Raw genomic sequence first — 12235 nt, 5'->3', positions numbered from 1 at the left:
AATCTTTTCAGTTACAAAGCCCACCTATTCCATTAAGATGGGTGAAAAATAATAATATTTTAACAACAAGCATCATAGCCTATAGGGAATTGTATGTCTAATTTGAAAAACATTGCGGTCGTCGCTCACGTTGACCACGGAAAAACTACGTTAGTAGATGAACTATTAAAACAATCTGGAACTTTTGGTGAGAGAGAAAAGATCGACGAAAGAGTAATGGACTCAGGGGACATTGAAAAAGAAAGAGGTATTACAATCACGGCTAAGAACTGTGCCTTTGATTACAAAGGATTTAGAGTAAACCTTCTCGATACTCCAGGCCACGCCGACTTTGGTGGAGAAGTTGAGAGATCACTTATGATGGTTGATGGTGTTCTTCTTCTTGTTGATGCAGCAGAAGGTCCACTTCCACAAACGAGATTTGTTCTTCAAAAGGCACTCGCAAGAGGAATAAAAATTGGTGTGATCATTAACAAAATCGACAGACCAGATGAGAGAATTGAAGAAGTTAAATCTGAAATTGAAGATCTCTTCTTAGAGATGGCCGACCAACTTGAATTAGAAGACTATGACCTAGATATCCCTATTATCTACGCCTCTGCAAAAGAAGGTTGGGCGACTTTAGACCCAGCAGAAAAGAGAAGCGACATGAATCCAATTCTTGATTTCATCGTTTCTGATTTCTACCCAGAGCCTCAAGTTGAAGCAGGTGATAATTTAAGACTACTAGTTACAAACCTTTCATACTCTGAGTACCTCGGTGCACTTCTAGTTGGTAGAATTAGTAGAGGAACAATTACTAAGAATCAAAACTTCATCCGTTGTGATGAAGCTGGAAAGAATAAATCATTTAAAGTTTCTTCTATTCAGATTTATGACAAAATTGGATTTAAAGAAGTTGATTCAGCATCTGCTGGAGAGATTGTTATCGTTGCAGGTTCTCAAGAAAATGCTATTGGTGATACAATTTGTTCTCCAAGCGATATTGATCCACTACCAAGAATTTCAGTTGAACCACCAACAGTTTCTGTAAACGTTTCAGTTAACACTTCTCCAAACTCTGGTAAGGAAGGTGAATACCTAACTTCTAGAAAACTAGAAGAACTTCTTCAAGAAGCTTGTAGACTCAATGTTGCCCTTCAATATGAAGCAACAGATGATCCAAAAGTTCTAAAGCTTAAAGGTCGTGGAGAGCTTCAACTTGCAATCGTATTTGAAGAAATCAGAAGACAAGGCTTTGAGTTAATGATCTCTAGACCTGAAGTACTTTTTAGCACTGACGAGAGTGGAGCTAAAACTGAACCATATGAAAATGTTGTTCTCGATATTCCAAGTGACTGTACAGGGCCAATTACAGAAAAGCTCTCTGTAAGAAAAGGGATCATGGGTAATATGATGCCAATTGGTGAAGATAGAACAAGAGTTGAATTCAGAATTCCTTCTCGTGGACTTATTGGATATAGATCAACTTTCCTAACTGACACTAGAGGTGAAGGACTTATGAGTTCTGAGTACCTTGGTTACGGTGAGTACGCAGGTGTAATGCTCTCTAGACAAAACGGAGCCATCATTGCGGATAGAGCAGGAAAGATTACTCCATACGCACTCTTCAATTTATTAAATAATGGAAAAATGTTCGTTGAGCCAGGTGATCAATGTTATGAGGGAATGGTTATTGGTGAGCATAATAGAGTTAACGATACAAACGTTAACTGTGTTCGTGAAAAGCACCTATCAAGTGTTAGAACGGCCGGTAAGGATGTAAACATTGCTCTTCCTCCAGTTCCTAAGAAAACTCTTGAGTGGGCCATGGACTGGATTGATGATGACGAATGGGTTGAAGTAACTCCAGAAAATATTCGCGTTAGAAAGAAAGAGCTTGCCGGTAACAAGAGATCTGTTATTAGAGGCGAGAAAAAATAATCTATTTTAAATTTATACTTTATAAGGCCACTAGAAATAGTGGCCTTTTTTATGGAAGAAGATTGTATAGTAACTTAAAAAAGAAACCTAGTTGCCTATAGCTACTCAAGTGCCGATTTAGTGCTAAACTATAAGAAAACAAAGGGAGTAATAATGAATAAGATTCTAATTTCAATTCTATTTCTATTTAACTTAAGTATTAGTGCCGCTACTCAAGATGGTATAACTCTGCCCGACACTGTTAAGCTAAGTGGAAAGGAACTTGTTCTCAATGGACTAGGAACGAGAAAAGCCACATGGCTTGGTATTAAAGTTTATGTTGGCGGACTCTATATGCAAAAGAAAAGTTCGGACTATAAGACTTTTCTTAATGATCAATCTCCCAAGCAAATCATAATGGAGTTTGTAAGAGACGTAGATGCAGATGATCTTATTGGCGGATGGAAGGACGCTTTCAAAAATTCAGTAAAAGCAGATGATATGCCAAAACTCAAAGACCGTATTGAGAAGTTCTACACTTATTTTACAGATATTAAAAAGGGACAGAAGATGACATTCAACTTTCTGGCCGATGGTGTTGAATCAACAATTAATGGAAAGGCCCTTGAGAAAATTAACGGAGCTGACTTCTCTAAGGCCATGCTCTCAGTTTGGTTTATCAATGCTACCGATAAAGGTCTTAAGGACGGATTACTCGGACTTTAATTCACTATACTTCTTAGCAGTACCTCGGGCCAACTCCACGGGGTACTTGCTCTTATTGATTTCAAATTTCTTTTCAAGTGCATCTTCAAGATCAATATTCAATTTAGAACTCAATCTTATTAAATAAAGTAAAATATCTGCCATTTCGTGAGTAGTATTCTCTAGACTCTTCTCATCTAAATTCTCGCTCTGCTCGCTACTGAGCCATTGGAAAATTTCTACAAGCTCAGATGACTCTACGCTCAACGCCATGGCCAGATTCTTAGGGTTATGAAATTGATCCCAATCTCTTTCTTTTGCAAAGTCTTCTAGGCGCTTTTGCCACATTGAAATATTGAGTGTTTTTTCCATTTTACCCCGCAACCTTAAGAAATCTTAAGATTAGTTCATTTTTAAAACTAAATTCATTGACTCCAGTAATATATAAACTTAAATTTATATAAATAGAATAAGTTATGCAACTAACCTTAAGGAGCTATCTGCATTTAAGGTTGTTGACCAAAGGGTCACGGAGTAGAAAATGGGTGAGAAAATGCACGTAACTATAGTTGATGATGTTCAGGACAATCTACTAAGTTACAAAGAGCTTCTAGAGTCAAACTTTGATTTAGAGCTCATTCAAAATCCCGTTGAACTCATTGGTTACTTAAACTCTAAAAAAACAGATCTAGTCCTATTAGACCTTCACATGCCTACGATGAATGGTTTTGAACTTTATGGAAAATTCAAAGACACTCACCCAGAGCTTCCTGTTATTTTCTTAACAGGTGATCCATCTGAAGATGTTGTTGTTCAAGGTATGGAGCTAGGTGCTGATGACTTTATCGTTAAACCTGTTTCTCTTAATGAATTGGTTGCTCGAATAAAGAATAAAATTATTACAAAAAGAGGAAGCAATAGCACAGAAGAAACGATTTCTTTTGATGGCTTTAAACTCTACACAGAAGTACAAATGGCAGAAGTTGGAGAAAAGAGAATTCAACTCACTCCAATTGAATTTAAAATTATTCATCTTCTTTCAAAGAGCCCAAATAAAATTTTCTCAAGAGAGTATTTAGGAAACCTTCTATGGCCAAATGTTCACGTTCAGAATCAAAATATTGATACTCACCTCTCCAACTTAAGAAAGAAACTAAAACCATTTTCTTCAAATATAAAGACCATTAAATCACGTGGTTATATCTTAAGAATCTAGTCAGGTATTAACAAAATTTCTTTAATTTTCCTGTTGTGACAGAGGTTGATCTCTGTTACATTTTTATATTATCAAATCCATTCATAATAAAATTTCACGGAGGAATGAATGAAAAAAATTATTTTAGGATTAGTTGCTGGTGGTTTAATGTCTGTTTCTGCTTCTGCAGCTTCTTACCAAGCACAAGGTTGTGGACTAGGTTCAACTCTTTTCACTGACGGATCAAGCCTTATGCACCAAGTTCTTGGAGCAACTACAAACGGTCTTTCTGGTAACCAAACTTTTGGTATGACTTCTGGTACTTCTAACTGTGAACTAGACGGAATGGGTGGACAGGCCAATGCAGTATTTATCAAAGCAAACAAAGTAGCTCTTTCTAACGACATCGCTCGTGGACAAGGTGCAACTCTTGCTTCACTTTCAAGAATGTACGGATGTACAAACCTTAAAGCAGTTGGTTCAGCTCTTCAGAAGAACTACAAGACTATCTTCGCTTCAGAGAACGTAGAAGCTACTCAAATTGACATGAGCATCAGAAACGTTATCGAAACTAACAAAGCTTGTATCTAATTAGATCATGATTTAAATTCACTGGAAGTGTTAAGCTTCCAGTGATATTCTTTTTGCCATGAAAACGGCACTACTATTACTCTCATTTTTCTTTCTCTCAAATTCACTTGCTCAAAACTCACTTGAAGAAATTGCTTATTCAAAGAAGTGGTTAAACTTACTTCACTATAAGAAAAATATTTTTTCTGGTTATACTAGTGAAGCTGATGAGCCCTCTTTCTTCTTTCATACAGAGGGAAAGAGTAATCCTCTTCTAGAGCTTGAAGAAAATATTAAAAATTTTAAAGTAAGCAAATCTGAGTTTAAAGATAGTTCAAAGAGGCCTGAGTGTAGATTTCCTGCGAGAACAAGATTTCTCTTAAACGAAGGTCTTATTAATAAAAATCATATTGGAAGTAATTGTGAGAAGTTTGAAAAATTTAAGAATAAAGTAAATGCAAAATCTATTTCTATTGTTTTCTCTTCTTACTTCTTAGATACTCCGGCCTCTGCATTTGGGCATACTTTCATGAGACTTAATAAGTCAGTGAGAAACTCTGCAACCGAAGATCAGAATTTTGAATTACTTGATTATGCAGTTAACTACTCTGCTACAGTTACAACCAGCAATTCCCTACTCTACGCAATTATGGGATTTGCAGGTGGCTTTAAAGGCGAATTCGCGGCCATGCCATACTTCTATAAAGTAAGAGAGTATAACGATTATGAATCTAGAGATCTTTGGAGTTATGATTTAAATCTCACTCAGGAAGAAGTCGATACAGTTGTTGCTCATATTTGGGAAATGGGTCAAACCTACTTCAATTATTTCTACTTAACTGAAAACTGTTCCTACCACATGCTAGGCTTACTTGATGTTGCCAATGAGAAATGGGATCTTGCCCAGAGAAATCCAACTTTCGTTCTTCCAGTAGATACGATTAAAACCTTAAAAAATACACCAGGTTTAATAAAGAGAATTGGCTATAGGCCTTCTAAAATGAGAATTGCTAAGGACTCTGTATCTAAGCTTAATAAAGAGCAAGAAGAGCTCTTTAAAGTCGTTATACAGGATAAAAATGCAGACTCTCTTAAAGAACTAGGGAATGAAGATAAGGCCAAGATTCTAGATACTGCAATTGATTACCTAGACTATAAGTACAGTGAAGAGATTTTACTTGAGAAAAAAGAGGCCACAAAGTGGAAACAAGATCTTCTTATCAGTAGATCAGAAACAGGTATTCAAAATACTGAGAAAACTTACCCTATCATTGAAAGAGAAAGACCAGAGAGAGGGCACGGTTCAAGAAGATTTACTCTAGGGGCCGGAGAAGATGATAAGAGAGGTTTTTATCAAACTCTCTCCTACCGCTTCACTCTTCACGATTTCTATGATTCTGATATTGGTCAAAATCCACAGGCAACAATGGAGATGATGAATTTAAAACTTAAGTTCTTCAATAAGGATGAACTTAAGAAAGAAGATTCTAAAGTCATAATAGATAGCTTAAAAGTTGTTAACGTTATTTCTCTAAGTCCTATTAAGAAATATTTCTCCAATTTATCGTGGAAGTTTAATGCTGGGCTAGAAACAATTAAAGACAGTGGGTGTGCTCAATGTCTTGCTCCAGGTTTTGAAGTTGGTGGTGGAGCCTCTATGATGGGGAAATACTTTAAGAGTTACTTCTTTATCACGACAGATGTTGATCTTCATAAAGAGCTTTCTAAAGAAGGTGCGAGATTAGGTATTGGACCAGAAGCTGAATTAATCTTTAACACAGAAGAGAGCTTCAAACTTGGATTCTTTGGTGATTACAAATGGAGATTTCCTGCACACGAGAAGAAGACATATCGATATGGTTCAAGACTTCGCTACACTTTTATTCCTTCAATGGCCGTAACTGTAGAGTGGGTTAAGGAAAAGAGAAGTAATCAATCTGAAGCTTCCCTCTCTTATTACTTTTAAGAACAAGCTGGAAGCTTTTGCTTAACTCTCTTCTTAAAGTAGTTTATGACTTTACTCTTACTTGAAGATCTCGTTAAAACTGACCAATAGAAGTAGGAGCTAGGAAAAAGTCTTCCACCCTCTCTTCTTGTTGAACCATCAATTTGAACGTCAAGAATAGCAACAGCACAGTGAATATTCTCTTTTGGATTTAGAATATTTGAGCTATCTACATTACAAAATGTGTAGTAATTCGAATCACTGGTACTCAATTGAAATAATCCTTCTGAATATTTACCAAGTGATGATTCCCAATATCTTTCGTTAGGATTATAACTTGATTCATAGTGAGAAAATGAGGCCATAAAAAGGGCCCAGAACTTCATCTTATTTTCTCTTGAAAAGGTATTATAATTCTCACAATTAATTAAAGATAAATCATAGGTAGATACTTCGTTATCTAGTAGGGCCGAGTTCTGGTCTATAAGAGCTTCATAGACATGACTCGTCCAATCTGATTTCCAAAGGTTTCCATTGTAATCACCCGTCACAGAAAATGATTGGACACTAGTTATTGGATCAGAATCCCTAAGGTCATCTTTTGCGCTATTAGAAATAAGTGGGGAGTCACTATTGGAACAACTTACTAAGAATATAAATAGAAAAGTTATTGTAAAAATTCTCATCACTACATCCTGTTTAAGAGAATTATTGTTTAAATTATAAAAGATATTAAATTACGAAACACAACCCCATGCATTATTTACATAGAGTAGAGTTCTCTCAAGTTCAGTAAACTATTATAATTATGGATGAAATAAACTTTCTAAAATAGTCTCACATCACGAGAGACTATTTTCAATTTGCTCGACAAGATACGCTGTAGCCTCTTGTTTAGGTGCTGCTTTCTTTTGATATTGACTACCTTCAAAGGTCTCAAGAATTGTTTTTACATTTAAATTCTTTAATTCATCTTCAGATAGCACTAGAGACCCCAGATTCTTATTGGCCTCCATTGCATTATGATATTGTTCATTCTTTTGAGCTATTTTAAGAGGAATAAAGATACTTCTCTTCTCCAAGGCCATTAATTCACAAACAGTACCGGCACCTGCTCTTGAGATAATAATTGATGCGGCTTTCATAATATCTACAATCTCTTCTCCAATAAAGGCCACTGGAATATAACTTTCATCGGCCAATTGTTGATATTCATCTATGAACGCCTTTCCTACTTGATGAATGATATTGTACTTTGACTTAAGAAAATCTAATTCATCTTTAATAAGATTATTTAATAGAAGGGAGCCATTCCCTCCGCCTGTAATAAAGAGAAGCTCTTTTGTTGAGTCTTTTAAGTTTAGATTCTTAAACTTTTCAAAATGAAGACTTGAATCAAAGCACTCTTTTCTAATTGGATAACCACTAAAGTGAGTCTTATGATTTGGAAAAAACTTTAATGACTCTTCAAAACTTACAAAAACTTTATCAGCAAACTTAGAGCAAATTTTATTTGCTAGACCCACACGACTTGTTTGCTCATGGATGTAAATTTTCTTTCCTGTTATTTTTGCGGCCACAACAACAGGAACCGAGACAAAACCTCCAGTAGAGAAAACTAAAGTCTTCTTAGGTAGCTTTAATAATATAAAGAAAGATTGAATCATTCCTAAAAAAATCTTAAAAATATCAATAAAGTTTTCTATGGAAAAATATCTTCTTAGCTTTCCTGTAAAGATAGGCTTATAAACTACGTCATAGTCGGCAACTAAATTTTTCTCAATACTATTTCTTCCACCAATATAGTGAATTGTATAATCCTCTCTTGGAATCAACTCTTTAATAAGAGTAATTGCTGGCATGACATGGCCACCACTTCCACCACCAGTAAAAACAATATTCTTCACTTTAATCTCCTATTCATTATTCTATGATAATGAACTTTTTTACCTTCAACAAATATTTGTTTCCTATTTTTAAGGCCGGGGCGGTAAATCCTCGATTAATCCGATAAGCCAAAAATAAATTTAGGAGAGATTATGAACAAAGTCCTCACTGGTGCTATGATTCTAGCATCTACAAGTATTCACGCAGACTTTTTGCATATCGAAGTGTCTAACTTTACAGGTAGCTATAAGAAACCTGATGGAAGTGCTACGGCAAGTAAGTTAACAATCCCTAATGCCCTCACTTCAAAAATAAATATTGAGCTTAGAGGTGTTGAAGACGGCTACATTCTTCAGTACCTAGATAAAGAGTATCACTTTAAAAACCCTCCCTCTTTCATTAATGATATTGAAACAGGAAACTGGAATAATATAAATTACTCCACTATTTCAAAGAGCTTAAATACTGGACTCACAAGTTTTCACTCCGAGTTTGCCGGTGAATCTCTTCAGATTAAAAAGTTCCAAGGAAAGTGTAACTTCAATAGAGCACATAATGAAAGCTACGGACTACAAGTGCTTGATGCCTGCTTAACAAATTCAAGCTTCTCTATATCTTACCTTCTAAGTAGTAAGGTGAATAAGCTCTATGATATCCTCTTAGATCTTCCAGGTTTTGAAGGTATTAATGCAAGTGAAGTGAGCCTTAGTAATGCCAATCTAAACATTAAGAAAAATTCCTTTTCTTTTAAAGGCAAGGTCAACATGGGCATTTCGGCAAATGTTACAATTGCCGGGAAGTCGGAATATGATGCTAAAGAAAATAGAGTTGTCATAAAAGTAGATAAGGCCAAAGCCAGTTTTATCAATATAAAGAATAAATTATTTCAAGAGCTAGAAAAATCTGAGACGGAGACTTTAAAGGTCGACAACCCTTATATTTATATTCTACTCAAATAATACTTTGGCCTGCGGCATGCGCTGATGCCCAGGCCCATTGAAAGTTAAATCCACCCAGCTGTCCCGTTACATCAACAACTTCACCAATGAAATAGAGCCCCTTTACAGACTTGGCCTCCATTGTTTTAGAAGAAATTTCATCAGTGGAAACTCCCCCTCTCATAACTTCTGCTTTTCTATATCCTTCACTAGCAGCGGGATTAACTGAAAAATTCTTAAGAGCTTCTATAGAAGCTATAAGCTCATCGTTTGAGTAATCAGCAAGCTTCTTAACTAATGAGAGACACTCTCTTTGACACCAATATTCAACGAACTTCTTAGGCAACCTAGATTTTAGAAAAGTATCAATACTTCTCTTTGGATGAGACTTCTTATACGAAATTAAATCGTCACTATTTTCAGTTGGAAGAAAATCAATTGTCACACTCTCTCCAACATTCCAATAGAGAGAAATTTGAAGAATAGCTGGGCCACTAAGCCCCTTGTGAGTGAAGAGCAAGTCTTCATCAAAACTAATTCTTTCATTAAAGATTCGAACAGGTAGAGAAACTCCAGAGAGAGCGCTCGTCTTCTTCAGTAATGAATCTTTTAATTTAAATGGAACCAGAGCTGGATCGACTTCAGTTGTTGCAAGTTTAAATTCTCTTGCGAGCCCTAAACCAAAGTCATTACCTCCTATTTGAGCAATAGGAAGACCTCCTGTGGCCACAATTAGATTGCGCGCTTGAAACTCTTCACTTGCTGTTTGAACTTGAAAAAGATCATCTAATTTACCAACAGAGAGCACTTTAGTATTTAATACTAATTCGCTCCCACTCTTCTCACATTCAGAGACAAGCATCTCAACAATAGATCTTGCAGACTGTTTGCAAAAGAGTTGTCCCGCTTTCTTTTCCACATATTCAATCTTATATTTTTCAACAAGATCTAAAAAGTCATATGGGGAATATCTTTTAAGTGCAGATTTAAAGAAGTGCTGATTTTCACTTTGATAATTTTCGTGGGTAGCAAAGAGGTTTGTAAAATTACAACGTCCTCCTCCAGAGATAAGAATCTTTTTACCAAAGGCCTTATTTCCTTCTAGAAGGAGCGTTGTCTTTCCTCTCTTGGCGCAAACAGAAGCGGCCATTAAACCAGCCGCCCCTCCGCCTATAATGAGAACATCATAAACTTTGCTATTCATTATTTATGAATTTCTAAATGACCTTTGAGATCTTTCTTTCCCAGAAGTTCTAAATGATTTTCTATTACCATTTGAAGATCTTCTTGGACCTCCACCACGAGAATCTCTTCTTGAAGTAGATGGACCACTCTTCGTAGGCTCTAAAGTTCCCGTATGCCCAGCTGCTGATACTTTTGCAACTAAGAGTACTTTTTCTTTATACTTTTCAGAAACTTCGAAGAAAGAGAATTGATCCTTTAAATCAACTCTTCTAATGTCTCTCTCCGCAACCCCTGTAGCTCCAGAAACTGATGATAAGAATTCTTTAAGATCTACACCGTGCTTCTTTCCAACACCAACATAGAATCTTGCATAACCATTATCTCCACGCCCTCTTCCACTTCTCTCAGGTCTCTCTCTTCTATCAGAGTTATTCCTAGAGTTTCTATCTCCTCTTTCACTTCCCTTAGAAAGTTCAATTGAAGATTTTTGAGAGTATCTATCCATATTCTTCTTAAACATATAGTTAAACATAACTTTAAGAAGTGCTTCTTTTTCCATTTCTTCTAGAGATTCTTTAAAGATTGAAAAACTTGAATCAAGGTTTTCAGAAGACTCTAACTTTTCTGCAACAAACTCAAGCTTAGAAACTTCATTTTTAACTAGGGCCTTCTTGATTTCATCAATTGAAGGAAGAGTTCCTAGCTCAATTTTTGTATTCATTAGTCTCTCAAGCATTCTGATTCTGAATTTCTCAGAGCTATCAATTACAGTATAAGCACAACCCTTTTGACCTGCACGTCCAGTTCTACCAATTCTATGCACATAAGATTCTAAGTCTTGTGGAAGACCATAGTTTATAACGTGAGTTAAGTTATCAACATCAATTCCTCTAGCGGCAACGTCAGTACAAACGAGTAACTTTACTTTCTTCTTTTTGAAAGCTCTCATCGTTAAATCTCTTTGAGTTTGAGACATATCACCGTGAAGAGCATCTGAAGGGAAACCTCTATAATTGAACTCATCTGATAACTTCTTCGCATCAATCTTTGTTCTACAGAAAACAATTCCGTAGTAATCAGTAAGAGAATCTAAGATTCTACAAACTGCTTCACCTAAGTTACCTCTTTTAATTAAGAAGTACTTCTGCTCAATATCTTCGTTACTAAGAGTCTTCTTTTCGATCTTAATAACTTCTGGTTCATTTAAGTATGATTTAATAAGACTTAAGATTGCTTTTGGCATTGTTGCCGAATACATCCAAGTCTTCTTCTTATCACCTAGCTCAGAAAGGATTGTCTTAACATCATCAATGAAACCCATATCAAGCATTTCATCGGCTTCATCAAGAACCGCAAGTTTTGCATTTTCAAGCTTTAATACACCTCTTTTAATTAGGTCAAGAACTCGTCCAGGTGTACCAACAACAACTTGTGGTCTTCCTTTTTTAAGAGTTCTGATTTGTCCATCAAGAGGTACACCACCGTATACAGATAAGATTTTAATTTTCTCATACTTACAAAATGATTTCATTTCTTCAGTAATTTGATTTGCTAGCTCTCTTGTAGGACTAAGTACGATTGCTTGTACATCTCCACTCTTTGAATCAATTTTCGCTAAAAGCGGAAGAGAAAAAGCAGCTGTTTTCCCCGTACCTGTTTGGGCCTGTCCAACAAAGTCAGTATCTTTCTCTAATAGAAGAGGGATTGCCTTCTCTTGAATGTCAGTTGGAGATTTGTAACCTTTGTCTTCGAGCGCACGAAGCAACGACTCTGGCAGAGTTAAGTCAGAAAAATTCATTATTCACCTTTTGTTATCGCTCAGACATCTAGTGCTGGCTAGAGTATCTCACTACTCTTCTCAAAAGATTGAAACGAAATTTTCAATCAACTCAAAAAACCACTATTCGT

General features: G+C 35.9%; 11 protein-coding genes. 6 read left to right on the top strand and 5 right to left on the bottom strand.

Translation table 11 applies throughout. The annotated features are described in order from the left end of the window. Positions 1 to 93: 93 nt before the first annotated feature. Both BMS_RS02120 and BMS_RS02115 read left to right on the top strand, forming a co-directional pair. Positions 94 to 1923, top strand: a complete 1830-nt coding sequence (locus tag BMS_RS02120; RefSeq protein ID WP_014243139.1) for a GTP-binding protein TypA/BipA — start codon at positions 94 to 96, stop codon at positions 1921 to 1923. 153 nt (positions 1924 to 2076) lie between these two features. Continuing rightward, positions 2077 to 2628: a chalcone isomerase family protein gene (locus BMS_RS02115; RefSeq protein WP_014243138.1), complete on the top strand. Its 552-nt coding sequence runs from the start codon at positions 2077 to 2079 to the stop codon at positions 2626 to 2628. On the opposite strand, the gene BMS_RS02110 is transcribed toward BMS_RS02115, so the two are convergent. After that, positions 2614 to 2979, bottom strand: a complete 366-nt coding sequence (locus BMS_RS02110; RefSeq protein WP_014243137.1) for a nucleotide pyrophosphohydrolase — start codon at positions 2977 to 2979, stop codon at positions 2614 to 2616. The genes BMS_RS02115 and BMS_RS02110 overlap by 15 nt on opposite strands. Positions 2980 to 3148: 169 nt before the next feature. On the opposite strand from BMS_RS02110, the gene BMS_RS02105 reads away from it, so the two are divergent. The 3 genes from BMS_RS02105 (at position 3149) to BMS_RS02095 (ending at position 6338) form a co-directional block, all read left to right on the top strand. After that, positions 3149 to 3823 carry a response regulator transcription factor gene (locus BMS_RS02105; RefSeq protein WP_014243136.1) on the top strand — a complete coding sequence of 225 codons (675 nt, stop codon included), beginning with the start codon at positions 3149 to 3151 and terminating at the stop codon, positions 3821 to 3823. Between the two features lie 108 nt (positions 3824 to 3931). After that, positions 3932 to 4393: a DUF3015 family protein gene (locus tag BMS_RS02100; RefSeq protein WP_014243135.1), complete on the top strand. Its 462-nt coding sequence runs from the start codon at positions 3932 to 3934 to the stop codon at positions 4391 to 4393. A gap of 58 nt (positions 4394 to 4451) precedes the next feature. Then, positions 4452 to 6338: an Lnb N-terminal periplasmic domain-containing protein gene (locus BMS_RS02095; RefSeq protein WP_014243134.1), complete on the top strand. Its 1887-nt coding sequence runs from the start codon at positions 4452 to 4454 to the stop codon at positions 6336 to 6338. Here BMS_RS02095 and BMS_RS02090 read toward each other — a convergent pair. Further along, complete coding sequence (locus BMS_RS02090) at positions 6335 to 7003, bottom strand: hypothetical protein (protein ID WP_044557195.1); 669 nt, start codon at positions 7001 to 7003, stop codon at positions 6335 to 6337. The two genes, BMS_RS02095 and BMS_RS02090, sit on opposite strands and share 4 nt — an antisense overlap. A 156-nt stretch (positions 7004 to 7159) precedes the next feature. Beyond that, positions 7160 to 8224: a UDP-N-acetylglucosamine--N-acetylmuramyl-(pentapeptide) pyrophosphoryl-undecaprenol N-acetylglucosamine transferase gene (locus BMS_RS02085; protein WP_014243132.1), complete on the bottom strand. Its 1065-nt coding sequence runs from the start codon at positions 8222 to 8224 to the stop codon at positions 7160 to 7162. A gap of 132 nt (positions 8225 to 8356) precedes the next feature. Between BMS_RS02085 and BMS_RS02080 the strand changes: the two genes are divergently transcribed. After that, positions 8357 to 9163, top strand: coding sequence for a hypothetical protein (locus tag BMS_RS02080; protein ID WP_014243131.1), 807 nt, complete (start codon positions 8357 to 8359; stop codon positions 9161 to 9163). On the opposite strand, the gene BMS_RS02075 is transcribed toward BMS_RS02080, so the two are convergent. Together BMS_RS02075 and BMS_RS02070 are read right to left on the bottom strand one after the other, a co-directional pair. Further along, positions 9156 to 10346, bottom strand: coding sequence for a BaiN/RdsA family NAD(P)/FAD-dependent oxidoreductase (locus tag BMS_RS02075; protein WP_014243130.1), 1191 nt, complete (start codon positions 10344 to 10346; stop codon positions 9156 to 9158). The genes BMS_RS02080 and BMS_RS02075 overlap by 8 nt on opposite strands. Positions 10347 to 10349: 3 nt before the next feature. After that, positions 10350 to 12125, bottom strand: coding sequence for a DEAD/DEAH box helicase (locus BMS_RS02070; RefSeq protein WP_014243129.1), 1776 nt, complete (start codon positions 12123 to 12125; stop codon positions 10350 to 10352). Positions 12126 to 12235 lie beyond the last annotated feature (110 nt).

The organism is Halobacteriovorax marinus SJ (assembly GCF_000210915.2).
Lineage (GTDB): Bacteria > Bdellovibrionota > Bacteriovoracia > Bacteriovoracales > Bacteriovoracaceae > Halobacteriovorax > Halobacteriovorax marinus.
This window is presented reverse-complemented; position numbering and strand designations above follow the sequence as displayed.

Coding starts and splice junctions, on each gene's coding strand:
- BMS_RS02120 (WP_014243139.1), top strand. CDS start 94: ATGTCTAATTTGAAAAACATTGCGGTCGTCGCTCACGTTGACCACGGA.
- BMS_RS02115 (WP_014243138.1), top strand. CDS start 2,077: ATGAATAAGATTCTAATTTCAATTCTATTTCTATTTAACTTAAGTATT.
- BMS_RS02110 (WP_014243137.1), bottom strand. CDS start 2,979: ATGGAAAAAACACTCAATATTTCAATGTGGCAAAAGCGCCTAGAAGAC.
- BMS_RS02105 (WP_014243136.1), top strand. CDS start 3,149: ATGGGTGAGAAAATGCACGTAACTATAGTTGATGATGTTCAGGACAAT.
- BMS_RS02100 (WP_014243135.1), top strand. CDS start 3,932: ATGAAAAAAATTATTTTAGGATTAGTTGCTGGTGGTTTAATGTCTGTT.
- BMS_RS02095 (WP_014243134.1), top strand. CDS start 4,452: ATGAAAACGGCACTACTATTACTCTCATTTTTCTTTCTCTCAAATTCA.
- BMS_RS02090 (WP_044557195.1), bottom strand. CDS start 7,003: ATGAGAATTTTTACAATAACTTTTCTATTTATATTCTTAGTAAGTTGT.
- BMS_RS02080 (WP_014243131.1), top strand. CDS start 8,357: ATGAACAAAGTCCTCACTGGTGCTATGATTCTAGCATCTACAAGTATT.
- BMS_RS02075 (WP_014243130.1), bottom strand. CDS start 10,346: ATGAATAGCAAAGTTTATGATGTTCTCATTATAGGCGGAGGGGCGGCT.
- BMS_RS02070 (WP_014243129.1), bottom strand. CDS start 12,125: ATGAATTTTTCTGACTTAACTCTGCCAGAGTCGTTGCTTCGTGCGCTC.